A 25,453-nucleotide genomic window follows, 5' to 3' on the forward strand; every position below is an offset into this window, starting at 1 on the left:
GAACGGATATTCGTCTAGAACAGGTTTTGCTGGCTCTGGCGTAACGCCTCGTCAGCGGCCTCGCTCATGTGTTGTATTTTACGCCGGATTGTCGCCATCTCCAAGCCACCATCGCCGACTTTTACCTTCAGCAGGTCGTGGGCGATGTTGAGCGCGGCCATGATCGCGATCTTGTCGGCGTCGACGATGCGGCCACCGCTCTGGATCGCCTGGATCTTGTCGCCCAGCAGGCGCACCGCCTGCTCCAGCGTGTCGCGCTCTTCCAGCGGCGTGCCGATGGTGAACTGGCGCCCGAGCAGGGTCACCTCTACCTGTACGATCTCGCTCATTCGGCATCCTCCTGCGGCAGGCGCGTCATCAGCGCGGCAACGCGGTGGCGGGTTTCCTCCAGCGCGAATTTCATTTCGGCATTTTCCTTCATGGTCTGCGCCAGCACCTCGGCGAAGCGGCCATTCTGGTTTTCCAGCTCGTGGATGCGCGCAATCAGCGCCACCACACGGCCTTCCAGATAATCGAGTTCTTGTTCCATAGCGGCGAGGATAGCCAAGGGTAGTGGAGGCGTCAAACCGGGTCTGCCGCCGTTGCCCGGCACGGGCGAACGGCGCAGCGACCGCCCGATTTTACGTCGTGCCGCGCATCGATGTCAGCACAATATGCCGCGCCGCAACGAAATGGCGCGCCGGCCTCAGCCCGCCGGCAAACGCTGCCGCGCGGCGTCGATCTGGCGGCACAGCCGGGCGGCACCGTCGGCCAGGCGCGGGCCGGGACGGCTGATGCTGTCCTCGGCCAGCAGCGACAGGTTGCCCAGCGCCACCGCCGGCAGTTGCGGCCAACGTTGCCAGTCCGCCAGCTGCCGCGCGCCGAAGGCCAGGATCAGCTGCGGCCTGCGCGCCAGCACCGCCTCGACACTGACCTGCGGCGCCGGCACCGCGGCGTCGGCAAACACGTTGCGACCGCCACACAACTGGATCAGGCTGTCGACAAAGCTGAGGCGACTGACACTGAACAAGGGCGTGTCGCCGACCTGCACGAAGGTCGCCACCGGCCGCGCCGTCGCGTAGCGCTGCCGCAGGCTGGCGAATTGCCGCTCGAAGCGCGCCGCCTGCTGCGCCGCACCGCGCTCCTGCCCGCTGAGGGTACCCAGCGCGCGCATTTCGCGGGCGATGTCGGCCACGCTCTGCGGCGCGCTGACATACAGCGGGATGCCCAGCGCGCGCAGGCGCGCCAGCTCGCGCGGATGACCGCCGTCGCGCCAGGCCACCACCAGCTCCGGGCGCAGGCGCAGGATCGCCTCCAGGCTGATGCCGGTGTAACTGCCGACGCGCGGCAGTTGCCTGGCCGCCAGCGGATGGTCGCTGTACTCGACCACCGCCACGATCTGCGCGGCGGCGCCGATCGCGTACAGCGTCTCCACCGCGTGCGGCACCAGCACCACGATGCGGCGTGCCGGCGCCGCCAGCGTCACCGTCTGCCCCAGCCCGTCCGTCACCGACAGCTGCGCGGCGGCCGGCAGCCCCCAGCCCAGCGCCAGGACCATGGCCGCCAGCCGTCTCACACCGGCGCCTTCAGCGGCAAAGGTTGGCCGCACGCCACCAGCGTCACCCGCTGGCACAGAGCGGCGACGTCCTGGTTCAGCCGCCCCAGCTCGTCGACGAAGTGGCGGGTCTCGGCGCCGAGCGGCACCACGCCCCAGCCGATCTCGTTGCTGACCAGCAGCACCGCGGCCGGCGTGGCGGCCAAGGACGCCAGCAACGCGGCGCGTTCGCGTTGCCAGTCGTCGGCCCGGAACTGGCCGTCGGCGTCGAAAAAGCGCATCAGCCACATGCCGAGGCAGTCGACCAGCAACAGGCTGCCGGCCGCACCCTCTGCCGTGATCAGCGCCGCCAGCCCCGGTCCGGCCTCGACCAGCCCCCAGGCCGCCGGACGGCGGGCGCGATGGTGGGCGATGCGCGCGGCAAAGCTGTCGTCGTCGCGCCGCTCGGCGGTGGCGACGTACAGCACCGGCCCGTGATGGGCCAGTGCCAGCTGCTCGGCGTAACGGCTCTTGCCGCTGCGGGCGCCGCCGGTGATCAGATGCGTGCTCATGCTCAACTCCTGCCGGAAATCAAAAACGACCTGCCCGGCGGGCGGACAGGTCGCGTCGTGCGACACACCGGGGCGATGCCCGACGGGCTTACTGGGCGTAGCGTACGCCGACGAACCAGCCGCGGCGAGGCTGATTGTAGTCTTTGACGGTCTCGTAGCGCTTGTCGCCGACATTGCTCAGCCTGGCGTTCAGCGTCCACTGCTTGTCCAGCTGGTAGTCGGCACCGAGGTTGAGCACGCCGTAGCCGCCCAATACCTTGTCGGCGCTGTTATCGGCATCGTCGTAGCGGCGGCCGCTGGCGCGCCATTCCGCACTGAGGCGGGTGCGGTCCAGCTGCCAGCCGGCCGTCAGCGCACCGAACAGCTTGGCGTGGCGTGCCAGCAGCTTGCCGGAGGGCTGGCTGCGCGGCCGCTGCGAGGTGATGCTGCCGGCGAGGCTGAAATCGCCCCAGCTACGGCCGGCTTCCAGCGTCTGGCCGGTGATGCGCGCCTCGTCGATATTGACCTGCAGCCCGTCGGTCGCCGATTTGCTGGCGATCAGCTTGTCGATCCGGTTATCGAACACGATCACGCTGAAGTAGTCACCCTGCTGCCGCCACTTCAGCGACAGCTCGCGGTTGCGCGCCTCTTCCGGGCGCAGAGCCGGGTTGCCGTGATAGCTGGCGCCGGAGCCGCTCCAGTACAGCTGGTTGAAGGTCGGCGCCTTGAACGCGGTGCCGTAGGCGGCGCCGAGCAACCACTGCGGTGTCAACGCGTAGCCGTAGCCGAGCTGGCCGGTGGCCTTGTCGCCGAACTGCGAGTTGTCGTCGTGGCGCAGGCTGCCCTGCAGCCGGTGCGCGCCGAAGCTGCCCTGGTAGGCGGCGAACAGCGAATCCACGCTGCGGCTGGTACCGTTGAAGCTGCTCAGGGTCTCGACCTGCTGCTCGGTACGCGCCGCGCCGAGGCTGAACTGGCCGACGCCCTGCCACTGCACGTCGTGCTGCCACTGCCACTCCTGCTGGCGGGTAGCGGCAATCGCGGACGGCTTGCTGAAATTGCCCTTGGTAAAGGTGTGCTGCCGGTCATTGGTCTCGGCGTAGCGCAAGGTACTCTGCCAGTTGGCGCGCAGCTGGTTTTTCAGCTCGATGCTGTGCCCCTGCAAGCGCGTACGCAGCTCGTCCGCCTTGTTGACGGTGGCGTCGTAGGCGCTGCTGGCCTCGGTCTGGTACAGGTTCAGCCCCAGGCTGTGGCCGGCGGCCAGCTCGTGCTGCACGCTGGCGAGATAGGTGGTGTTCTCGTAGCCGTCACGGTCGGGGTTGTACTTGCCCGGCTGAAAGCGGCGTGAGGAAATGCCGTCGGTGCGGTTGTGCTCCAGCGCGAGGTTGAAGGCGGTGCTGCCGGCCTTGCCGGACAGCCCGGCACCACTGCTGCGCTTGTGTTCGGCACCGATGCTGGCATGGAAGCTCAGCGCCGGTCGGCCTTCACCACGCTTGGTGAAGATCTGGATCACGCCGCCGATGGCGTCGGCGCCATACAGGCTGGAGGCCGGGCCGCGCAGGATCTCGATTTTTTCGATCGCCGCCAGCGGCAGGTGTTCCAGCGAGGTGGTACCCGAGGTGACCGAGGCGATGCGCATGCCGTCGACCAGCACCAGCACGTGATCGGGCTTGCTGCCGCGCAGCAGCAGGCTGGCGGACTTGCCTTCGCCGCCGTTGCTGTAGGCCTCGACTCCCGGCTGGCGGCTGAGCAATTCCGGCAGCGTCAGGCTGCCGGACTGCTCGATTTCCTCGCGGCCGAGCACGGTGACGTCGGCCAGCACGCGGCTGAGCGGGATCGCGCTGCGGGTGGCGGTGACCACCACGGTCTCGCCGGTGGCGACGGGATCGGCTACGGCGGCATGACCGGAAGCCAGCGCCAGCAGCGCGACCAGGGTTTTGTTGTCAAACATGAATACACACTCCGGGATGGGAAAAAGGGAGTGCGGAGAAATCAGGACCAAAAGACATGCGCACCGGCCGTTGCGGCAGGCGAACTGTCAGCTCGCCTCCCCGCGATGCTCCAGCAAGACGCGATTCCGCCGCGTCTGTTGCAGGCCGGTCTCCGGGCTTGGTCATGCGGGGCAACGCCTTCCCGTCCCTGCGGGACAGTGGCGAGTGTTGCACCTTGGGCGCGATATGCGCGCCCAGACCTTACCGTTGCGGGGGCAGCGCCGGACTTGCACCGGCTTCCCAGTTTCACCCGGCGCGCTTGGGGCACGCCGGACACCTGCAGGGGCGGGATTATACCTGCATGCCACCGCCACTGCCTGCCGGCGCCGGCATGGGCACAGAAACACCCGATCCTGGCGCAGGAGCCAAGAATGCAGCACGGCAAAAGGCCCCGTCCGACAGTACCGGACGGGGCCAGGCGCGACAGGCAGGCGCTTAGTAATTCAGCGTCAGCGAGGCCTGTACATTGCGACCGGCGGCCGGGTACAGGTTGTAGGAACCGCTGCTGCCGGTAGCGCCGGAGCGGATACCGTAAGTGGCATAGTGGCGGTCGAACAGGTTGTTGACGTCCAGCGCCACGCTCAGCTGCTTGCTGTAACGATGGCTGAACTTGGCGTTGAGCACGGTATAGGCATCCAGCTGCTTGTCGAACTGGTTCGCCTGGTCGTTGTCCAGCCGCTGCTTGCCGACGTACTGCAGCTGCAGGCCGATACGGCTGGCCTCCTGCGGCAGCCAGCTCAGACCCAGCGTGGCCAGTTGTCGCGGCACCATCGGCACCTCATTGCCGGCCAGCTCGACGCCTCCCGCGCGCCCCTGACGGAAGGTCGCCTGCTGCCAGGTCAGGTTGCCGTTCAGCTCCAGATTGGCCGCCAGCTGGCTGCGACCTTCCAGCTCCAGACCCTGACGACGGGTCGGCTCCAGATTGACGTTGCTGCCAAAGAAACCGACCAGCTTGTTGAAGTGGATTTCATTGGTCAGGTCGTAACGGAACCACGCCGCGCGCAGCGCCTGCCCCCCCTGCTTCCAGTCCAAGCCGATTTCCTTGTCCTGCGAGGTCTGCGGCAGCAGTGGCGAGGAGACATAAGCCTGCTCGTCGGCATTGGCCAGACGGAAGCTGCGGCCAACCTTGGCATAGACCTCCAGCTGCCCGCTCAGCGCCTGACGCGCGCCCAGCTGCCAGGCGTGCAGCTCCTTGTTGGTACGGTAGCTGTTGGCAAAGCCGGTGAAATCGACCGCGCTGTCCTCGATACGCTGCGTACGACCACCGATGCTGATCGAAGTCCCGGCCTGCGGACGCAGCAGCACGTCGGCAAAACCGCCGACATGGCGCTGACGAATGCGGGTCGACAGCGTGGCGGGGCTGCCGTTATTCACGTCCATATCGCTCTGCAGCGTATCGACGCCGAACACCAGCCGGTGCCGGCCCAGCTCCTGCTCGTAGCGCAGGCTGGCCGACTGCTCGTCCAGATCGCGCTGCTCCAGCCAGCCGGAAGACTCGGATTGCGACTGCTTCGCGCGAGTAGCCACATCCAGCGACAGCATGCCTTCGCCCAACGACTGGCGCGCCTGCACGCCAAAGGCATCGGTCTTGATGTCCATGTAGTCGTTAGGCTTGCTGGTACCACGCGGATCATTGCCGAACTCGTCGACACCGGTGGCCGGATTGACGGTACGGGCACCCGGCAGGCGCAAGTCCTGATTGCTGCTGCGCGCGTAGAGACGCACGTCGCCGCCCTGATGGCGCACGGTGGCCGTCAGGCCGGCGCTGTCGTTGCGCTCGGCGTTGTTGGCACGGTAGTTATCCGTCGTCATCGACTTGATATAGCCGTCCAGCGCCACCTGCTGGCCGCTGAGGTGGCCGGACAGGTCCAGCTTCTTCAGGTTGTAGCTGCCGGCGGTCAGCGTGGCCTGCACGCCGTTGGCGGCCTTGAAACCGCTGCGGGTGATGATGTTGACCACGCCACCGGTGGTGCCGCCGCCGTAGGCCACCGCGCCGCTGCCGCGTACCACCTCGATACGCTCGATCTCGCTCAGCGGTACCACCCCCAGGTTCGGTGCCGACAGGTCGTTGGTGTTCTGCTTGACGCCGTCGATCAGGATCAGCGTGTTGCTGAGGCCGGTCATACCGAAGCCGCGCAGGTCGACCATCGCGCTGTCGGCGGAACCGGTGTTGTTGAACACGTGTACGCCGGCCAGTGTCGACAGTAGGTCCTCCACCGTGCGCGCGGTGCTGTTGGCGATATCGGCGGCGGTAATGATCGACACGTTGACCGGCAGGTCGCTGACCTTGTCCGGGCTGCGGCTGGCGGTGACCACCACTTCGTCCAGCTGGGTCACGGAGGTCGCGGCCAGTGCCAGCGGGCTACAGGCCAGCGCCACCAGCGCGGCCAGGGGTTTGTTCTTGAACATGAATTCACACTCCGGGATGAGATAAAGGGAGTGCGGAGAAATAAGGACATACACCGGCCATTGCGGCCAACGTTCTGTCGGATCGCCTCCCCGCGATGCTCCAGCAGAGCGTGATTCCGCCACGCTCCTTGCAGGCCGGTCTCCGGGCTTGGCCTTGCGGGGCAACGCCTTCCCGTCCGTGCGGACAGTGGCGGTTGTTGCTCCTGGATCGCGCGACACGCGATCAGGCCTTACCGTTGCGGGGGCAGCGCCGGACTTGCACCGGCTTCCCGTTTCACCCAGCGCGCTTGCTACACGCCGGACACCTGCAGGGGCAGGATTATACCCGTCCCCGCCGCCGCCCGCCCGTCGCGGCGGCAATTTGCTTATTCCCGCGCAAGACGGTTGCCAGCATGGCGGCGGCTGCCGTAAGGTCTGCCCCATTCGTTGTCAGGAGCCATCATGTCGCGCATTCCCGTCCCAGATTCATCCGCCCTCGCCGCCGCCCAGGCCCGCCAGCAGCAACTGACCAAACCCGCCGGCAGCCTCGGCCAGCTGGAGAGCCTGGCCTGCCGGCTGGCCGCGCTGCAGGGACGCGAGGTGCCGCTGACGCTGACGCCGGCGATCACCGTGTTTGCCGGCGATCACGGCGTTTGCGCCGAGGGGGTGTCGGCCTATCCGCAGGCGGTGACCGGCGCGATGGTGGCCAATTTCGTGCACGGCGGCGCGGCGATCAGCGTGCTGGCACGCGTCAACCAGGCACGGCTGGAGGTGGTCGACACCGGCGTCGCGGCCAAGCTCGACGGCCTGCCCGTCGTGCACGCCAAGGTGCGCGCCGGCAGCGGCAACATCCGCCGCGAGGCGGCGATGGGTGCCGGCGAGGTGCAGCAGGCGCTGGACGTTGGCCGCGACGCGGCACGGCGCGCCATCGACAGCGGCGCGACGCTGCTGATCGCCGGCGACATGGGCATCGGCAATACCACGCCGTCGGCGGCGCTGATCTGCCGCCTGAGCGGCCACAGCGTGGACCGCATCGTCGGTCGCGGCACCGGGGTCGACGACGCCGGGCTGGCGCTGAAGCGGCAGGTGGTGGCCGACGCGCTGGCGCGCGTGGCATCGGCCAGGCTGGACGGCCGCGGCGTGCTGGCGGAGCTGGGCGGCCTGGAAATCGCCGCCATCGCCGGCTTCTATCTGGAAGGCGCGGCGCAGGGCGTGCCGCTGCTGCTGGACGGTTTCATCAGCACCGCCGCCGCGCTGGCGGCGCAGGCCATCGATCCGGCGATCACGCCGTGGTTCATCGCCAGCCACTGCTCGCAGGAAACCGGCCACCAGCTGGCGCTGGCGGCGCTGGGGCTGACGCCGCTGATCGACTTCGGCCTGCGCCTAGGCGAAGGCTCCGGTGCGGCGCTGGCGATCCCGCTGCTGCAACAGGCGATCGCGCTGCACGCCGGCATGGCGACCTTTGCCGAGGCCGGCGTGGCCGGCAAATCGGAGCCGGCATGAACCCCTACACCCTCACCCTGCTGCGCCATGGCGACATCGACCACCAGGGGCGGCTGATCGGCCACACCGACCTGCCGCTGACCGAACGCGGCGCCGCCGACATGGCCGCCAGCTGGCAGCGCATCGTGCGCCACGCGCCGGTGACCAGCATGGCCACCTCGCCGCTCTTGCGCTGTCGCGAATTCGCGGTGCAGCAGGCGCTGGCCTGCGGCGTGCCGCTGCAGGTGGCGCCGCTGCTGGCCGAGTGCCACTTCGGCGCCTGGGAAAACCGGCCGCTGGCCGACATCGCCGCCACCACCCCGGACTGGCAGACGCTGCTGGCGCGCGGACTGCTGACGCCGGAAGGCGGCGAATCGTTCGCTGCCTTCCGCACCCGGGTGCTGACCGGCTTCGCCGACTGGCTGCAGCAGGCGCGCGGCAGCCACCGCGTGCTGGTCAGCCACGGCGGCGTGATCAACGTGCTGCTGGCCGAGCTGCTGGGCACCGATTTCAACGTCGCGCGGCTGATGGCGGTGCAGCGCGGCGGCTTCGCGCAGCTGTCGATGCTGGAAGGCCACCCGGCCTACCTGACGCGGCTGGAAGCGCCGGATCACGGCAGCCACTGAGTTATCCACAGTCACGCCTATTTCCGGCAATTATCCACAACGCTCCCTCCACTACACCCCGACCATGCGCTCACTGATCCTCGCCGTGCAGTTCCTCACCCGCCTGCCCACGCCGCAGCTGCAAGCGTTCGATCCGGCGTGGCTGGCCGACGCCGCGCGCTGGTTCGCGCCGGTCGGCCTGCTGGTCGGCGCCGTGGTGTGGCTGGCGGTGCTGGCCGGCAGCCTGCTCGACCCGTGGCTGGCCGCGCTGCTGGGCCTGCTGGCCTGGCTGTGGGTCACCGGCGGCCTGCACCTGGACGGCCTCGCCGACCTCGCCGACGCTCAGGGCGCGGCGCACCGTTCGCGCGAGCGCTTTCTGGAGGTGCTGAAAGACCCGCATCTGGGCAGCTTCGGCGTGATGAGCATGGCGATGCAGCTGATCGCCAAGCTGGTGCTGCTGATGCTGGTGGTGAAGTTTGCGCTGACCTCCCCGGATGCGCCGATTTTCCCGGATGCGCTGCGCTTATCCGGGCTACCAGACTTATCCGGGCGAGCCGGCGCTGGCGGGGTGATCACCCTGGCGACCAGGCTGGCGCCGCTGCTGCTGGTGCCGGCGTGGGCGCGGCTGTTCACCGTGGCGTGGTCGGCAATGCTGCCCAGCCTCGCCGCCGGCAGCGGCGAGCGCTTCGCCTGGCGCACGCACTGGCCGTCGTTCTGGCTGAGCGCCACGCTGCTGGCGGCCGCCTCGTACTGGCTGGCGCCGGCGCTGCTGCTGGCCCCGCTGGCCGGGCTGTGGTGGTGGGCGTACCTGAAAAGGAAACTGGGCGGCATGACCGGCGACTGCCTCGGCGCCGGCATCGAGGTCTGCGAAAGCCTGCTGTTGCTGCTGTTGCTGCTGTTGCTGATACCGCACTGAAACCGCCATGAAAAAACCGCGCCCTGTCTGCACAGGGCGCGGTTTTCGTTTGCGGCCAACGTTGGCCGCAGGTGTACGGCTTACAGCGTGCCGGCCACCTTCTTGTTGCGCATCAGGCACAGCATGTCACAGGCGATGTGCGCGGCGGCGATGGCGGTGATCTCGCTCTGGTCGCCGTAGCTCGGCCACCAGGTTCTTTGAAAGCCGTACAGATGATCTATTTGATTGACGTCAGCAATTTTTACAAAACCAGAACAATCATATTGCATACATGAAAAATACATGCGAATATTTTCTGGAAAATCAAATGGGTTTAAACACGACATGGCAAACTTCCAAAACATCTCCACTACCACAGTGGACGCCTCGAAATTTGGCTTTTCCTATAGCGACTTCTTGACCAGCTTGGAGAGCAGCCAAGCCAACATGCTCAAGGCGATGCAAGAACTCCAGGATGGTCAGTACGGTATGCCCACTATCGGATACGAAGAGGATAGTTCAGGCCTTGCCGTGTGGATGAACACTGGTGAATACAATGGCTGGGTTCATCTCAAATCATTAAAGGCCACATCCAACACCTCGGGATCCGCAATTGCGGATACTGTAGACTTGTCATCATCTAAGTATGATGCTTCTTTTGGCTGGAAAGGTAATCTCGGTCTGTCAGTCACCTTTGGTAACTCATTCGAGAACTCATCAATTGTTGTTACCAAGAATACCGCCTCCGAAATTTATTTCGGCACCAATAGTAACCATGGTTCCAACATTGCATTCATCGGCAGTTTCAAACTCGGTTACAAGAGTGGCAGTTTAGACATGCAGAGCATTATAAGCAATCCCATGTCATTTTCAGGGCAAGCCAGCGAAGTTTATCTGACTTACTTCAATGAAGAATCTACTGACATCACAAATGACTTTTATTTTGTAAAACTCAAAGGAAGTTTCTCGGTCAAGGATGGCAACATCCAGTCCGGCACAGTTATAAGCTACGAGTACGGGACTGGAATAGGTGGTGAAGATGATGGTGATCCAGTTTTTTCGAAGCTGGGTGGCGTCGACAAGCTGTCCGTTTCTGGATCTGATTTATTGGCACAGCTGAATAACGAAGGTTTCAATGCCCTGTCAAAATTGACCTATGCCGGCAATGACACTATTTCAGGCACGGTAGACGATAATTATCTGGATGGTGGTTTTGGAAACGATACAATCCAAGGCCTGGCGGGAAATGACCAGATATTTGGTGGCATGGGAAATGATACCCTCGATGGTGGAGAGGGCGATGACATCATCGATGGTGGTGCCGGTGTAGACAAGATTACCGACCTTATCGGCAACAATACCATCTCAGATATGGAAGGCGTGGCTGCCATCACTACCGGTGCAGGGAATGACAATATCCGGGCTGGCAATGGCAATAACAAGATTGTAGCTGGAGATGGAGACAATCACATCCTGGCCGGCTATGGTTCAGAAGTTTATGACATAAACAATTACGAAAACAATGGTCTAGGAAACAATACCATCACTACCGGTACAGGTGACGATTTTATCATCACTGGCGATGGCAATGACAAAATTACTGCAGGGGATGGCAACAACTATATTGATGCCTGGCATGGCAACAACCAAATTACGACGGGCAACGGCGATGATGTGATCCACGGTGGAAAAGACAATGACAAAATTCTTGCCGGACAAGGCAACAATGAAGTAGATGGTTATGGCGGCAACAACATCATCCTCACAGAGGGAGGCAATGATATTATTTACGTCGGCAATGGCAAAAACCAGATCACTGCGGGAAATGGCATAAACGAGATTTATACCGGACATGGCCATAACAAGATTACAGCTGGAGATGGTGCCGCGGTCGTTGATCAAGAGGGAAATCAGGTCATCGACGCGGAAACACAAGCACCTATAATTCTTGGAACCTTTATCCAGGCTGGCAATGGCAATAATACTGTTGTCACAGGAAGCAGCAAAGACAAAATCATCACTGGTGGCGGTAACAACAAGATCAGTGCTGGCGACGGTGACAATGAGATTCTTGCCGGATTTTATTATGATGATATCAATGATATTTTTGTTCGTGGGCCAAACTTCCTAGGTAACAATATCATCACCGCCGGTAGCGGGAACGATCACATCATGACGGCCAGCGGCAACGACAAAATTGCAGCAGGCAATGGCACCAATACCATCGATGCAAGCTATGGCAACAACACCATCACCACCGGCTCAGGGAATGATTCGATCACGGCCGACAACGGCAATGACATAATCACTGCCGGCGATGGCATCAATACCGTTAACGCAGGTGATGGCAATAACACCATCACTACTGGCACTGGCAACGACAACGTCACCACCGGCAGCGGCAACGACAAGATCACCGCTGGTAATGGCGACAACATCGTCAATGCGGGTGATGGCGCCAACTCCATTACCACCGGTACCGGCAACGACAACGTCACCGCCGGCAGCGGCAACGACAAAATCACCGCTGGTAATGGCGACAACATCATCAACGCGGGTGATGGCGCCAACACCATTACCACCGGCAGCGGCAACGACAGCGTCACCGCCGGCAGCGGCGACGACAAAATCACCGCAGGAGATGGTAATAACATCGTTCACGCCGGATCTGGGAATGACACTATTACTGCCGGAACAGGGGCGGACCAGTTATATGGAGAGGCCGGAAACGACAAAATTGTCGCCGGCGCTGGTGATGACCTTCTCTCTGGCGGGGCAGGCAAGGATGTACTGACAGGCGGGACCGGGGCCGATATCTTCAAGTTCGACTTCCTCGAAACTGATGCAACCCAGTTCGACACCATTGCAGACTTCAAGAGTGGTGAAGATCAGCTACAGTTTGATAGCAGTGTGTTTACTGCACTACAGGACTTCACGCTTGACAATCTGCTCATCGGCTCAGGGAAAATGGCCGCCGAAACGGCTGACCAACACCTGATCTATGACAGCAAGGCAGGCAAGTTGTACTACGACGCAGATGGCAATGACACGGATGCTTCGGCCATCCTTATTGCCAGCGTCAAGGGTGTAACGGCAGATGACTTTGCGAAAAGCTTTGGCATCACCAGTGACCCTATTTAAGTTGAGTTGACACAACCCTCTCAGGGCCTCTGCCTTCAGCAGAGGCCCTTTTTTGCATAATGAAAACCTACACCCTGATTAACCAGCTGTTCGGCAAGCACATCACGCATTGCGTTTTGTTTAGTGTGTTCATCAATCTTGCCAACCTCGCTCCGTCTATTTACATGCTGCAGGTCTACGACCGCGTCTTGCCAAGTCGCAGTAATGAAACCCTGATCATGCTAACCGTGCTTTCAGCATATTTCCTGATAGCACAAGCCGCCCTTGATTACCTCAGGGGGCGACTTCTGGCTGAAGCGGCCATGCATCTGGAACAGAACACCAGTACACTGGCCATCCAGAAGCACCTTCAGGACAAGATAGCCATCAAAAAACAGCCAAGCCATCCGTTATTAAAAGACATTGCAACCCTGCGTCACTTTATCGGCAGTCATAGTTTGATTGCCCTACTGGATGCGCCATGGTTTATTTTTTATCTTTTGGTGATTTACTGGTTTCATCCACTTCTAGGCAATATTGCCTTGGCAGGTACTGTGCTGCTAGTCATGCTGGCCTTGCTAAGTGAACATGGCAGCAAGCAATTTGTTCAGACCAGCCTGCCACTCACCAGACAGGCCAGCCAGATGATCGACGATGCTTATCAACACAGCCAGGTCATTTGTTCGATGCACATGCAACCTGTCATCATCCACCGCTGGCAACAGCGACAGCAGCAGATCAACTCTGCGACCCGGACTTTCGGGAAATTAGCCGGCAAAATCAGCACTCACAGCAAATTGATCCGCCAACTACTACAAATTGCCATGATGGGCGCCGGTGCCTATCTGGTTATAGACCAGCATCTTTCGTCCGGTGTCATGTTGGCCAGCACCATCATTTTAGGTAAGGCACTGGCCCCAGTGGAAAGCCTGACCGGAAGCTGGAAAACAATCGTCCAGGCCATGATGGCATTACGCAATCTCAGCCCACTACTTGACACACCGACAAGCAAGCCGCCTATCTTGCCCTCAACGATCGCCGGCCACTTGAATGTAGAAAACGTCACGATTTTTGGTCAGCGCCCGGATATCCAGATCCTGCGCAATATCAGCTTGCACCTGGAAGCGGGCAAACAACTTGCCATCATTGGCCCCAACGGATCAGGCAAGACCACTCTGGCAAGAGTCCTTGCGGGTGCCACCTATTGCGATACGGGCAGTGTTCGTTTGGATGGCATCAATTATGCCAATGGTGCCACCCCCCAAATGGGACAGCACATTGGCTACCTGCCCCAAGACCTATCACTGCTATCGGGCACAGTGGCCGAAAACATCAGCCGCTTTGATCTGGCAGATACAGATCACGACAAGATCATTGCGGCCAGTCGCATGGCCGGGGCCCATGAGATGATTCTGAAATTGCCATCCAGTTACGAAACCATAATCGGAGCGGGGGGCATTCAACTGTCTGGCGGCCAACTGCAACGCATAGCACTCGCGCGCGCACTATACGGTCAGCCGGCTTTGGTCGTGCTGGATGAACCCAATGCGTATCTGGATCATGACGGAGAACAGGCCTTACAAGACACCCTATTGCAACTGAAGAAACAGGGCGTCACCACTATCATCATCACCCATCGCCCCAGCCTGACCCAGCACGCTGACCAACTACTGATAATGAATGCCGGTCGTATCGAGAGGTTCGGCAATCGGGCAGAAATCCTGACATCCCCTCCCTCCTCCCATCAGGTAAGCCATGCATAGCGAACTCACTTCCATCAAGCGACGTGGGACACTTGTCGTTGTCGCGGCATTTATCTTTGCCGGTGCATGGCTCGCACTTGCCCCCATCAGCAAAACCGTTACTGCCAGCGGGATGTTGAAGGTGAGTGAATACAGAAAAGTGATCCGCCATCCGAATATCGCCACCGTTACCGCGGTGCATGTTCGGGATGGGGAGCATGTCCGCAGCGGACAGCGACTGCTTTCCCTCGAAAACAGTCAGCAACTGGCCAACCTCAATAGCCTCGCCACCGAGCTATTGGCAGAACAAGCCAAGATTGCCCGCTTGCAAGCCGAAATCTCCGGCAAACCGGTTCTGGTTTTTGATGTCCCTCTGCTAACGGCAGCCAAGCAGGATGACAGTATCGCCAAGATACTGAATCAGGAAACCCTGCTGTTCAAATCCAGAATGGCGCTTCAGCTCTCCATGCAACAGAATCTCCGCGACAGCTTGCAGGCCGTTTCGCTTGAGATCCAATCCCTGAACAGCAAGCTAACTGCATCCCAACAGTCCAGAATCATTGCCGAACACGACCTGGCAAATTTCAGACGCCTGAAAGAGGAGAATTTCTTTTCGGAGGCCAAAGTCAATGAACAACGTCGCGTGGTCAACGACTACATTGCCAGACAACAAGAGGTCTACGCCGACATTGCCCAAGCCCGCCAACGGCAGGCTCAACACCGCACACAGCTGGCCGAAGTCCAGGACAATTTCATCTCAAGTAGCGCTGCAGAGCTTAAAGAAGCAAGTACACGCTTGGCAACCTTGCAAGCCCGGAATCTGCCCACCAACCAGTTGCTTAAGGACACGACCATCCTCAGCCCGGTCAATGGCACCGTAATGGGCCTCAAGGTACATACAACCGGCTCGGCCATCGGTGGACTGGATCCCCTTCTAGAAATTGTGCCGGATAGCCAAATGATGAGTATCGACGCACGACTGGATGTCAATTCGATCCAGCACATTGCTCTGAATCAGCAAGCGGAAATTCGCTTCCCTGCACTCCCCATCAAAAGCACCCCACTGCTCAAGGGCCAAGTCACCTACATTGCCTCCGATGCCACAGTCGATCCAAACACAGGAGAGGCCTACTATGCGATCAAGGTCTCGCCACTGCTTGATGCGACAAATCGCTCTTTGCACGCCTCCTTCAGACCCGGAATGCTAGCTGAAATTTACATTCAGACCGGCAGCAGCACCCCCCTGCAATACCTCATGGAGCCAATACGCGATGCCGTTCCCAAGGCATTTCGTGAATCCTAGTCACCGCCTACGAATAAGCTGATCTGCCCCTGAGCAATCCAAGCGGACGACTTGATACTAAAAAACACAGCTTCTTGCGTGCACAAGAAGCTGTGTTTGATTGGCGGCCAACGTTGGCCGCAGGCGGACGGCTTACAGCGTGCCGGCCACCTTCTTGTTGCGCAGCAGGCACAGCATGTCACAGGCGATGTGCGCGGCGGCGATGGCGGTAATCTCGCTCTGGTCGTAGCTCGGCGCCACTTCCACCACGTCCATGCCGACGATGTTGAGGTCGCCCAGGTTGCGGATGATCTTCAGCGCCTGCGCGGTGGTCAGGCCGCCCGGTACCGGGGTGCCGGTGCCCGGTGCGAACGCCGGATCCAGGCAGTCGATGTCGAAGGTCACGTACACCGGCGCGTCGCCGATGGTCTTCTTGATCTCGGCGATGGTGGCGTCGACGCCGTTGTCGTGCACCCACGGCGCGCCCAGTACGTTCAGGCCCATGAAGTCGTCGTTCCAGGTGCGGATGCCGACCTGTACCGACTTGGCCGGATCGATCAGGCCGTCCTTCACCGCCTTGTAGAACATGGTGCCGTGGTTGAGCGAATCCGGCTCGTCGTCCGGCCAGGTGTCGCAGTGGGCGTCGAAGTGCAATAATGCCAATGGCTTGCCGTACTTCTCGGCGTGCGCGATCAACAGCGGGTAGGTGACAAAGTGGTCGCCGCCGAAGGTCAGCATCTTGGCGCCGGAGGCGAGGATGGTGCGCGCGTGTTCGATGATGGACGGCTTGATGGTCAGCGGGTTGTGCGCGTCGAACCAGCAGTCGCCGTAGTCGATCACCGCCAGGTCGTCGAACGGGTCGAAGCCCCACGGGTAGGGCTTCAGTTCGGCCAGCTGCACGCTGGCGGCACGGATGGCCTGCGGCCCCTGGCGCGCGCCGGAACGGAAGGTGACGGACAGGTCCAGCGGAATGCCGGACACCACCACGTCCGCGCCTTCCAGGTTGCGCGTGTAGTTGCGGCGCATGAAGGACAGCACGCCGGCGTAGGTGTTTTCGATGGAGGAGCCGTACAGGCTCTGGCGGCGAATGGCGCCGTCGCCCTTGATTTGATCGTCAGACATGTTCGCTCCGCAAGAAGAGCACGCCGCGGCGACGCGCCACGACGATTACCGTCCATCTGTACAGCCGACGGTTTGAGGCTGGCGCACCCCGCGGTGCGCAGCGCGCAGTGTGCCGCGTGTCCGCCGCCAGGGCAAGTTTTGCCGTGGAATTAACTACTTAGCGAGAGACGTTCTCAATGAATCAACGCGATCTTCACCCGACCCCGCCAGGCGGCAAATACGTGCTGCCGTTTGCCTTCACCGCCAGCACGCGCGCGTATTACCGGCTATGGCTGGTCAATATGGTGCTCACCATCGTCACGCTGGGGATTTACTCGGCGTGGGCGAAAGTCCACACCCAGAAATACCTGCTCGGCCACACCACGCTGGATGGCGGACGTTTTGATTACCACGGCAAGCCGATCGCCATCCTGAAGGGCCGCCTCATCATGCTGCTGGCGCTGGCAGCGTGGACGTTTTCCGAAAGCCTGCCGCTGCTGCACGCGGCCATCGCGCTGCTGGCCGTTGCCGCCGCACCGTGGCTGGGGGTGCTGGCGCTGCGTTTCCGGCTGGCCAATACCAGCTGGAACCAGATGCGCTTCCATTTCAGCGGCAGCAGCGCCGACAGCTACAAGGCCTTTGCCAAAAGCTGGGCGCTGCTGATCCTGAGCCTCGGCCTGGCCTGGCCGTGGGCGACGCAGGTCAAGCAGCGGTTTATCACCGGACACAGCGCGCTGGGGCAGGCAAGGCTGCAGCTGCAACCCTGCTCGGGCGCGCTCTATCGCGCGGCGCTGGGGACAGCGTTGGCCGCAGTCTGCTATCTGCTGGGTACCGGCATCATCGGTGGCCTGATCTGGCAGACCGCCACGCTCAGCGGTTTCGCGCACGGCATTGCCGTACGGTTTGGCGAGGCGGCGCTGACGCAACTGGACATCGTCTTCTTCGGCATGACATCTGCGCTCTGGGTGATGGCCACGCTGGGTTATGCGCGCATGGCGATCAGCCGCGTGCTGATCAACCACACCACGCTGCAGCTGGCGACACTGGAAGCGCGCCTGGTCTGGTCGCTGCCCACCCGCCAGATGCTGGGACTGCACTTTTCCAATGCACTGGCCTTGCTGCTCAGCCTGGGCCTGGCCTGGCCGTGGATACGCATCCGTACCCTCCGCCTTCAGCTGCAGTCGCTGTCCCTGCTCAGCAGCAGCGACCTGTCGGCACTGCCGCTGCGCACCTCTCTTAACCGGCTGGACGACGCGCGTGGCGACGAACTGGCCGAGCTGATGGCGCTGGATCTGGGATGGTGACGATCAAGGCTCTATGGCGCGACGGCAAGACGCCGCAGGCGCAAGCGGCCAACGTTGGCCGCATCGACGACGAGCTATTGCTGCTGCGCGATGGTCGGCAATACCGCTATCCCCTGGCCGATATCCGGCTGGAAGCCGGCGTCGCCGATCTGCCGGACACCCTGCAGCTGCCGGATGGCGGCACGCTGGAGGTGGCCGACCGCATCGCCATCCGCCGCCTGATCGGCGGACTGTCCTGGGGCGACCGCAGCGGCCACTGGCTGCAACAAAGCTGGCGCGCGCTGGCCGGGCTGGCGCTGCTGGCCAGCGTGGTCCTGTGGCTGGGCTATCGCCATCTGCTGCCGCTGGCCGCCGGGGCGCTGGCACCGCTGGTGCCGGTACCGGTAGAGCAGGCGCTGGCGGACAGCACCCTGCAGTGGCTGGACCGGAGCGGGGCCACCGGCCCCAGCCGCCTCGGCGAGGCCCGGCGTGCGCGGCTGCAGCAACAACTGCAGGCGCTGCTGCCCGACAGCCGCTACCGCTATCGTCTGCTGCTGCGCGACGCGACGGTCATCGGCCCCAATGCCTTTGCCCTGCCCGGCGGCACCATCATCGTCACCGACCAGTTGCTGGCGCTGATCCGGCGCGATGACGAGCTGCTGGCCATCCTCGCGCACGAGGCCGGACACGTCGAAGCGCGGCACGGCCTGCGCAGTGCGCTGCAATCGTCCGGCCTGCTGCTGGCGCTGAGCCTGATCACCGGCGATGCCAGCAGCGCGCTGCTGGTGCTGCCGGTCTCGCTGGCCAATGCCGACTATTCGCGCGCGCACGAGCGCGAGGCCGACCGCTTTGCCTACGCCCGCCTGCGGGCACACGGCCTGTCACCCTGCCTGCTCGGTTACAGCCTGCAACGCATCGAGGCCGCCACCCACCCGCAGGCCACCACGGACGACAACACCCCCGGCAGCTGGTTTGCCAGCCATCCGGACACCGCCGAGCGCAGCCAACCGGACGGCCTGCGCTGCCCGCCGCGCCCGGACTGAACGCCCCGTGCCGGGCGAGCAGGCCGACGGAGACGACACCTCGCGAGCTGCCCGGCAGCGCTGCGGCCAACGTTGGCCGCAAAAAAAACAGCCCCGCACACGCGGGGCTGTTGTTCTTCGCTGCCGTGCCAGCGGCTCAGCTGCCGATCACGCCGCCGTTCAGCTTGCGCACCACCACGGTGCCGGCGCGTGGGCGGCCGGCTTTCGGGCCGTCCGGCCAGCTGGAGATCGCGGTCGGCTTGGCCGGGTCGTTGCGCTCGGAGTCCGGCTCGCCCGGGTGCTGGATGTTGACGAACATGGTCTTCATGTCCGGCGTGAAGGCGAGGCCGGTGATCTCGCAGCCTTTCGGGCCGACCAGGAAGCGGCGGAATTCGCCGGTTTCCGGCACCACCGCCACCATCTGGTTGTTGCCCATGTCCTTGTATTCCTTCATGTTCACCGTGGAGGTGGACACGTCGGTCTGTACCCACAGCACGCCGTTGTGGTCGAATTTCAGGCCGTCCGGGCTGCCGAAGGCGTCGCCCTTGATGTTGCCGACGTGTTCCGCCTTGGCGGCATCCGGGCGCCCGGCCAGCACGAAGATGTCCCACTTGAAGGCGGTGGCGGCCGCGTTGGCGCCGGCTTCGTGCCAGCGGATGATGTGGCCGAACAGGTTGCCGTTGCGCGGGTTGGCCGCGTCGGCACCCGGCTTGCCGTCCTTGCCGCGGTCGCTGTTGTTGGTCAGCGTGCAGTACACCTCGCCGGCCTGGCGCGGGTTGACCGCGATCCACTCCGGACGGTCCATCTTGGTGGCGCCGACCTTGTCGGCGGCCAGACGCGCCATGATCACCACCTCGCCCTGGTCGGCAAAGCCGTTCTCGGCGGTCAGGCCGTTCTGGCCGTGCACCAGCGGCAGCCATTCGCCGGCGCCGTCGGCATTGAAGCGCGCCACGTACAGCGTACCTTCCGACAGCAGGCCCATGTTGGCCTTGCGGTTTTTCGGGTTGTACTTGTTCTTGGACACGAACTTGTAGATGTATTCGAAGCGCTGGTCGTCGCCCATGTACACCACGGCGTGGCCGGACGGGGCGATGGTGACGGTGGCGCCTTCGTGCTTGAAGCGGCCGAGCGCGGTGTGCTTCACCGGCTTGGCGCTGGCGTCGAAGGGGTCGATCTCCACCACCCAGCCGAAGCGGTTGGCCTCGTTCGGGTTCAGCTGCAGGTCGAAGCGGAAGTCTTCCACCGCCCAGTTGTAGCCGGCGCCCTTGTTGTTGATGCCGTAGCGCTTCTCGTTGGCGGACAGGGTGCCGGAGTCGTTGACGAAGTAGCCGTCCCAGTTTTCCTCGCAGGTGAGGTAGGTGCCCCACGGCGTCTGGCCGTTGGCGCAGTTGTTCAGCGTGCCGAGTATCTCGACGCCCTTCGGGTCGGCCTCGGTCTGCATCAGCTTGTGGCCGCGCGCCGGGCCGCTGATCGCGATCGGGGTGTTGGCGTGGATGCGGCGCGCGTACTTCGACGGCCGTACCACGCGCCAGCCCTTGCCGGTGTCTTCCACCTCGATCACCGACACGCCGTGCGCGTGCTGCGATTTCAGCACCTTGTCGGCATTCCATTTCTTCATGCCGTCGACGTGCAGCAGACCGTCGTCGGTGTATTCGTGGTTCATCGCCAGCAAGCCGTGCTTGGAACCGGTGGCGGCAAGCGGCAGCGGGAAGTAGCTCATGCCGTCGTGGTGCATGCCGGCCTGGGCTTCCTGCTCGGCGGCGGTATTGGACGCGTCCTGCTTGAACGCCGGCATATTGCCCTTGATGCCGACCGGGTCGCCCCAGGCGTACAGCACGTCGGCGCTGTAGCCTTCCGGCACCACCACGCGGTCGTCGCTGGAGAACGGGATGGACTTGAAGCCCAGCAGCGGCGTCTTCTTGGCGAAGGGCACGCTGGCGGCTTCGGCCAGGGTGGCGAAGCTGCCCGACAGCACGCCGGCCACACCGAGGGCACCGGTGCCCTGCAGCAGGCTGCGGCGGGAGAAGCGGGCTTCCAGCACCTCGGACAGCGCCGGGTTGGCACAGGTGTTGGAGGTGTCGTCGACACCGTATTGTTTGTATTTGTAGCTGTCGGACATGATAAACCTCGTGGCGGCATGCGTTTGTTGACCGCGTTACCTTAAGGCAGGCGCGTGACAGCCGGATCACGAAAGCGTGTCAGTTGGATGACGGTTTCATGTCTTTTCATGCGGCACGGCGCCGCGGCTGTTGCGCCACCAGCGCCAGCGCAGGCGCAGGTCGTACCACAGCGGGCGCAGGCCGAGCACGAACAGGAACAGCGCCAGCGGCACGCTGAAGCCGTAGCCGAGGTAGCTGAAACCGAGCGCGCCGACCACGCCGCCGACAAAGAAGGCGCCGAGGATCAGCAGGTAGATCTGCAGCCGCTCGCGGTTGGCGCGCACCTGCGCCACCTTGCTGTTGCGGTCGCGGTTGACGTAGCTGGCGCGGGCCAGCTCGATGCCGATGTCGGTGGCGATGCCGGTCATGTGGGTGGAGCGCAGCAGGCCGCCGGACAGCTTGGTGACGATGGTGTTGTGCATGCCCATGATGAAGCACAGCAGCAGCACGATGGGCGGCGCGAAGAAAGCGGGCGCAATCGCCAGCGCGGCGCCGGACACGCCGAACAGCAGCATCAGCAGCGATTCCTCGATCAGCGACACGCCGTAGCCGCTGCGCAGGCGCTGCCGCCGCGCCCAGTTGATCAGCCACGCGGCGTGGGCGGCGCCGGCGATGAAGGCCAGGAGCGAGGCCAGTGCGGCCAACGTTGCCGACACGTCGCCCAGCACCAGGTTGTCCGCCATCGACGACACCACGCCGGACACGTGCGAGGTGTAGCGCTGCACCGCGAGGAAGCCGCCGGCATTGAGCGCACCGGCGATGAAGGCCATCGCCCCGCCCAGCAGCCAGGTCAGCGGCTCGCGGTACAGGCTGCGGGTGGCGACGCGCTGGTCCAGCAGCCGGGAAAAGTGTTGTCTGTGCATGGCGGGCCAAAGAAAAAGGCAGACCGCACGGTCTGCCTCGGGTTTGCGATCAGCTGCAGGCGCGCAGCGGGATACCGGGCAACAGCCGCTGCTGCAGCGCGCGCAGCTTGTCGGCCTGCGCCGCGTCCAGCACGCGGAAGCTGAGTGTGGTGAGCTGGCTGCGTTCGCTGCGGGCGTCGACCCGCGCCTTGTCGTAGCCGGCCGCCTTCAGCCGCGCCACCAGCGCCTGCGCCGCCGCCTCTTTCGAGAACAGGCCCAGCGACAGGTGGCCGCTGAACTCGCCCTCGGTCTTGACGATGTAGCTGTCGAAGCCCTTGCCCTTCAGCTCCGCCACCAGCGTCTGCGTTTCCGCCTTGGTCGCCAGCGGCGGGTAGAACACCCACACCCGGCCGGAGCCGCGCAGTTCTTCCTTGACGCTGCTTTGCGGCGCGGTGGCCAGCTTCAGCGCCGGCAGGCCGCCCTGTACCCGCGCCAGCTGCTTGGCGTCCAGCGCGCCCCACGCCAGGCACTGTCCGGCCGCCGGCTTGGTCTCCGGTGTTGGTTTGAGCTCGGCCTTGGCCACGGTCGGCGTGTCGGCCTTCGGCTGCGCCACCGGCTTCTGCATGGCCGGCTTCTGTGCGGCCGGCTGGCTGGCGAGGGTTGCCGGCAGTGTCGCCGCCGGGGTGGCGACACTGGCGTCGAGGTTGTCAGTCAGCGCGGTGACGGCGCTGGCTTCCGGCGGCACCGCCGGCGCGGATTCCGGGCGCCAGCTGGCCGGCAGGATGGTCAGCTGCGCGGCATTGATGTCCTGCGCGCCGATGTCGGCGACCGGCTTCTGCTTCAGCACGCCATAGAGGCCGACCAGCACGTTCAGTACCACCACGATTACGAGAAACCACTTCATGAGCCGTCTGCCACGCTTGCTAATCCATAGAGGACCAGATTATCCACCATCCGCGCATCCGGCGGGAGGTGCGGCTGCAACAAAGCGGCGTCGCCGCCGGTGAGCAGCAACAGCGGCACACGGCCGGTGTGGGCGGCCAACCTTTGCTGCAGACGCTGGATTGCGCCGCACAGCGCATCGATGGCACCGGAGGCCAGCGCATCCTCGGTGCCCTGCGGGAAGGCACAGACCTGGCCGGCGGCGCGGTCGAGGTTGGCGGTATTCTGCGCCAGACTGGCCAGCATCAGGCGGTAGCCGGGCAGGATCAGGCCGCCGAGGTAGTCGCCCTCGGCGGTCAGCGCCTCCACCGTCAGCGCGGTGCCGGCGCTGGCGATCACCACGTCCTGCGCCGGATAGCGCTGCCGCGCGCCCAGCACCGCCAGCCAGCGGTCGGCGCCCTGCTCGGCGACCTTGCGGTAGTGATTGCGCACCCCGAACGCCGCCGCCTGTGCGCGCTGCCACTGCACCGGCAGCGGCGAAGCCGCCTCGATCGCCTGCCGCACCGCGGCGTGCGCCACGCTGGCGGCCAGTACCGCGCTCAGCGGCAATACCGACCACGGTGCGGCCAGGCCGGCGATGTCGGCGTGCGCCACTGCGCCCTGCTGCCGCAGCTGGCGGCCGTCCCACAGCGCCCACTTGACGCGGGTGTTGCCGGCGTCGATCAGCAGCTTCATGGCGCCGCCCGCAGGCTGACTTCGCCGACGTGGAACACGCGGCGGCCGGCGGTACCATCGACCAGCAGCGCACCGCTGTCATCGACACCGACGGCGACGCCGTCGGCCGGCTCGCCGTGGCTGAAACTGAGGCGCACCGGCTGGCCGATGAAGGCCGCCAGCTGGTGCCACTCGTCGCGGAAGGCGGCGAAACCGTCGCGGTCGAACTGCGCCAGCACCTCGGCCAGCTGGTTGAGCAGCGCCGCCAGCAAGGCATTGCGGCCAACCTTGCAGCCGGCGTCGGCGAGATTGGCCACCGGCTGGTCCACCTCGCCCGGTGAGGCCACGTTGAGGCCGATGCCGATCACCACCGCCGCCGGCCCCAGCGCATCGCCGGACAATTCGATCAGGATGCCGGCCAGCTTGCGGCCGTCGAGCAGCACGTCGTTCGGCCACTTCAGCGCCACCGGCACGCCGAACTCGCGCAGGGCGCGCACGATGGCGATGCCGACCACCAGCGACAGCCCGGCCAGGCCGGACAGGCCGCGATCAAAGCGCCACAGCAGCGAGAAGGTCAGGCCGGCCCCGAGCCGCATCTGCCAGCGCCGCCCCAGTCGACCGCGACCGGCGGTCTGCCGCTCCGCCGCCAGCACCAGGCCGTGCGGCGCGCCCTGCGCCGCGCGCGTTGTGAGCTGGGTATTGGAGGAATCGATCTCGTCGGCCAGCGCCAGCGTGAACACGTTGGCCGCACGCTCGTCCAGCCCGGCGCGCACCGAGGTCACGTCCAGCAGCGCAAACGGCGCCGGCAAGCGGTAGCCTTGGCCGCGCACGCTGAACACGGTGAGGCCGAATTCATTTTCCAGATGATGGACCGCCTGCCACACCAGGGTGCGCGAACAGCCCAGCTGCTGCGCCATCGCCTCGCCGGAGTGGAAACGGCCGTCGGCCAGGGTGCGCAGCACGGAAAACGCCAGGTCTTTCATTGGCCGTCCACGGTCCGGATTTTCTTGATGGTGGCGGTAGTCGAGGTATCGAACAGGAAGGGAATGGAGTGCACCTCGCCGCCGCGGGCCAGCGTTTCGGCGCTGCCGACGATGTTGGCCACCGTCCAGTCGCCGCCCTTGACCAGCACGTCCGGCTGCACCAGTTCGATCAGGTCAGCCGGGGTGTCGCTGTCGAACCAGGTCACCAGGCTGACGCTTTCCAGTGCCGCCAGTACCGCGGCGCGGTTCAGCTCGTTGTTGATCGGGCGGTCGTCGCCCTTGCCCTGCCGCTTCACCGAAGCGTCGGTATTGAGGCCCACGATCAGGCTGCCGCCCAAGGCGCGCGCCTGCGCCAGATAGGTCACGTGGCCGCGATGCAGGATGTCGAAACAGCCATTGGTAAACACGATCGGGCGCGGCAGTGCGGCCAACCTTGCGGCCAGTTGCTCGAGCGGACAGATCTTTTCTTCAAACTGCGGAGTCGGGTAAGCCATGCGTTTCCTTTGCTGCGGCCACGACGACACGCGGCACAATACGATAAGCGGCAAGGATACCATTGGCACCGCGCTTGCCGCAGCGCCAATGCAATGCAAAAAGCCCGGACACGGGGTCCGGGCTTTTCTGTCTGCTGCGATATGCTCCGCAGCAGTAATGGGGCTCTGGCAATGTCCTACTTTCACACCCGCAATGGGCACTATCATCGGCGCTAAAGTATTTCACGGTCCTGTTCGGAATGGGAAGGCGTGGGACTACTTCGCTATGGTCACCAGAAAAACTGGTTGTTTACCGGCATTCGGCGGGTAAACCAATGCCCCGACCATCGGGTCGGGGCATCTGTATGGGGCGTCTGGCGGTGTCCTACTTTCACACAGGTATCTGCACTATCATCGGCGCTAAGGCG

The 25,453-nt window shown here is 63.8% G+C and carries 21 protein-coding genes, 1 rRNA gene, 1 pseudogene and 2 riboswitches; of the genes and pseudogenes, 8 read left to right on the top strand and 15 right to left on the bottom strand.

Annotation, left to right across the window (positions count from 1 at the left end; genetic code table 11):
• Nucleotides 1-14: 14 nt before the first annotated feature.
• The 6 genes from IE100_RS14920 to IE100_RS14945 all read right to left on the bottom strand — a co-directional run bounded on the left by IE100_RS14920 (nt 15) and on the right by IE100_RS14945 (nt 6,461).
• Nucleotides 15-329: a cell division protein ZapA gene (locus IE100_RS14920; protein WP_189375257.1), complete on the bottom strand. Its 315-nt coding sequence runs from the start codon at nt 327-329 to the stop codon at nt 15-17.
• Complete coding sequence (locus tag IE100_RS14925; RefSeq protein ID WP_047968001.1) at nt 326-529, bottom strand: hypothetical protein; 204 nt, start codon at nt 527-529, stop codon at nt 326-328. The genes IE100_RS14920 and IE100_RS14925 overlap by 4 nt, the downstream gene beginning before the upstream one ends.
• 156 nt (nt 530-685) lie before the next feature.
• Nucleotides 686-1,537, bottom strand: coding sequence for a cobalamin-binding protein (locus tag IE100_RS14930; RefSeq protein ID WP_189375259.1), 852 nt, complete (start codon nt 1,535-1,537; stop codon nt 686-688).
• 14 nt (nt 1,538-1,551) lie between these two features.
• Complete coding sequence (gene cobU, locus IE100_RS14935) at nt 1,552-2,085, bottom strand: bifunctional adenosylcobinamide kinase/adenosylcobinamide-phosphate guanylyltransferase (RefSeq protein ID WP_189375261.1); 534 nt, start codon at nt 2,083-2,085, stop codon at nt 1,552-1,554.
• Between the two features lie 88 nt (nt 2,086-2,173).
• Nucleotides 2,174-4,012, bottom strand: coding sequence for a TonB-dependent receptor domain-containing protein (locus IE100_RS14940; RefSeq protein ID WP_189375262.1), 1,839 nt, complete (start codon nt 4,010-4,012; stop codon nt 2,174-2,176).
• A gap of 126 nt (nt 4,013-4,138) precedes the next feature.
• Nucleotides 4,139-4,348, bottom strand: a riboswitch (cobalamin riboswitch).
• Between the two features lie 139 nt (nt 4,349-4,487).
• Nucleotides 4,488-6,461 (bottom strand): TonB-dependent receptor, encoded by a 1,974-nt coding sequence (locus tag IE100_RS14945; protein ID WP_189375264.1) that lies wholly within the window; start codon nt 6,459-6,461, stop codon nt 4,488-4,490.
• 116 nt (nt 6,462-6,577) lie between these two features.
• Nucleotides 6,578-6,785, bottom strand: a riboswitch (cobalamin riboswitch).
• Nucleotides 6,786-6,902: 117 nt separating this feature from the next.
• On the opposite strand from IE100_RS14945, the gene cobT reads away from it, so the two are divergent.
• From cobT to IE100_RS14960, 3 genes are all read left to right on the top strand, one after another.
• Nucleotides 6,903-7,943: a nicotinate-nucleotide--dimethylbenzimidazole phosphoribosyltransferase gene (gene cobT / locus IE100_RS14950; protein WP_189375266.1), complete on the top strand. Its 1,041-nt coding sequence runs from the start codon at nt 6,903-6,905 to the stop codon at nt 7,941-7,943.
• On the top strand, nt 7,940-8,548 hold the full coding sequence (locus IE100_RS14955) for a histidine phosphatase family protein (RefSeq protein ID WP_189375268.1): 609 nt from the start codon (nt 7,940-7,942) through the stop codon (nt 8,546-8,548). Before cobT ends, IE100_RS14955 begins: the two co-directional genes overlap by 4 nt.
• Nucleotides 8,549-8,612: 64 nt before the next feature.
• On the top strand, nt 8,613-9,443 hold the full coding sequence (locus IE100_RS14960; RefSeq protein WP_189375270.1) for an adenosylcobinamide-GDP ribazoletransferase: 831 nt from the start codon (nt 8,613-8,615) through the stop codon (nt 9,441-9,443).
• An 80-nt stretch (nt 9,444-9,523) separates the two neighbouring features.
• On the opposite strand, the pseudogene IE100_RS16625 reads toward IE100_RS14960, so the two are convergent.
• Nucleotides 9,524-9,628: pseudogene (locus IE100_RS16625) on the bottom strand (agmatinase); the annotation flags it as partial.
• Nucleotides 9,629-9,767: 139 nt separating this feature from the next.
• Between IE100_RS16625 and IE100_RS14970 the strand changes: the two are divergent.
• Genes IE100_RS14970 through IE100_RS14980 form a run of 3 tightly spaced genes read left to right on the top strand, consistent with a single transcriptional unit; the run spans nt 9,768 to nt 15,587 of the window.
• Entirely contained in the window at nt 9,768-12,563 is a 2,796-nt protein-coding gene (locus tag IE100_RS14970) for a calcium-binding protein (protein ID WP_189375272.1), read from the top strand.
• 59 nt (nt 12,564-12,622) lie between these two features.
• Nucleotides 12,623-14,305 carry a type I secretion system permease/ATPase gene (locus IE100_RS14975; protein ID WP_189375274.1) on the top strand — a complete coding sequence of 561 codons (1,683 nt, stop codon included), beginning with the start codon at nt 12,623-12,625 and terminating at the stop codon, nt 14,303-14,305.
• Complete coding sequence (locus IE100_RS14980; protein ID WP_189375276.1) at nt 14,298-15,587, top strand: HlyD family type I secretion periplasmic adaptor subunit; 1,290 nt, start codon at nt 14,298-14,300, stop codon at nt 15,585-15,587. Before IE100_RS14975 ends, IE100_RS14980 begins: the two co-directional genes overlap by 8 nt.
• Before the next feature lie 132 nt (nt 15,588-15,719).
• Here IE100_RS14980 and speB read toward each other — a convergent pair whose 3' ends face one another.
• Nucleotides 15,720-16,688, bottom strand: coding sequence for an agmatinase (gene speB / locus IE100_RS14985; protein WP_189375278.1), 969 nt, complete (start codon nt 16,686-16,688; stop codon nt 15,720-15,722).
• 176 nt (nt 16,689-16,864) lie between these two features.
• Here speB and IE100_RS14990 point away from each other — a divergent pair, with 176 nt between their 5' ends.
• Nucleotides 16,865-17,971, top strand: coding sequence for a DUF898 family protein (locus IE100_RS14990; RefSeq protein ID WP_189375280.1), 1,107 nt, complete (start codon nt 16,865-16,867; stop codon nt 17,969-17,971).
• Nucleotides 17,965-18,993, top strand: coding sequence for a M48 family metallopeptidase (locus IE100_RS14995; RefSeq protein WP_189375282.1), 1,029 nt, complete (start codon nt 17,965-17,967; stop codon nt 18,991-18,993). The genes IE100_RS14990 and IE100_RS14995 overlap by 7 nt, the downstream gene beginning before the upstream one ends.
• A gap of 136 nt (nt 18,994-19,129) precedes the next feature.
• Here the strand turns inward: IE100_RS14995 and IE100_RS15000 are convergent, their stop codons facing one another.
• The 7 genes from IE100_RS15000 to rrf form a co-directional block, all read right to left on the bottom strand.
• On the bottom strand, nt 19,130-21,091 hold the full coding sequence (locus tag IE100_RS15000; RefSeq protein ID WP_189375284.1) for a PhoX family protein: 1,962 nt from the start codon (nt 21,089-21,091) through the stop codon (nt 19,130-19,132).
• A gap of 96 nt (nt 21,092-21,187) precedes the next feature.
• On the bottom strand, nt 21,188-21,994 hold the full coding sequence (locus tag IE100_RS15005) for a YoaK family protein (protein WP_189375285.1): 807 nt from the start codon (nt 21,992-21,994) through the stop codon (nt 21,188-21,190).
• Between the two features lie 49 nt (nt 21,995-22,043).
• The gene (locus IE100_RS15010) at nt 22,044-22,877 is read right to left on the bottom strand and encodes an SPOR domain-containing protein (protein ID WP_189375287.1); all 834 of its coding nucleotides are present in this window, start codon (nt 22,875-22,877) and stop codon (nt 22,044-22,046) included.
• Nucleotides 22,874-23,590 carry a type III pantothenate kinase gene (locus IE100_RS15015; protein ID WP_189375289.1) on the bottom strand — a complete coding sequence of 239 codons (717 nt, stop codon included), beginning with the start codon at nt 23,588-23,590 and terminating at the stop codon, nt 22,874-22,876. The genes IE100_RS15010 and IE100_RS15015 overlap by 4 nt, the downstream gene beginning before the upstream one ends.
• The gene (locus tag IE100_RS15020) at nt 23,587-24,552 is read right to left on the bottom strand and encodes a biotin--[acetyl-CoA-carboxylase] ligase (RefSeq protein WP_189375291.1); all 966 of its coding nucleotides are present in this window, start codon (nt 24,550-24,552) and stop codon (nt 23,587-23,589) included. Before IE100_RS15020 ends, IE100_RS15015 begins: the two co-directional genes overlap by 4 nt.
• Nucleotides 24,549-25,046: a D-glycero-beta-D-manno-heptose 1-phosphate adenylyltransferase gene (gene rfaE2 / locus IE100_RS15025; protein WP_189375293.1), complete on the bottom strand. Its 498-nt coding sequence runs from the start codon at nt 25,044-25,046 to the stop codon at nt 24,549-24,551. Before rfaE2 ends, IE100_RS15020 begins: the two co-directional genes overlap by 4 nt.
• 163 nt (nt 25,047-25,209) lie before the next feature.
• A 5S ribosomal RNA gene (rrf, locus tag IE100_RS15030) occupies nt 25,210-25,323 on the bottom strand.
• Between the last annotated feature and the right edge of the window lie 130 nt (nt 25,324-25,453).

Origin of the sequence: Vogesella alkaliphila (genome assembly GCF_014652475.1) — a bacterium.
In the GTDB taxonomy this organism is placed as follows: Bacteria; Pseudomonadota; Gammaproteobacteria; order Burkholderiales; family Chromobacteriaceae; genus Vogesella; species Vogesella alkaliphila.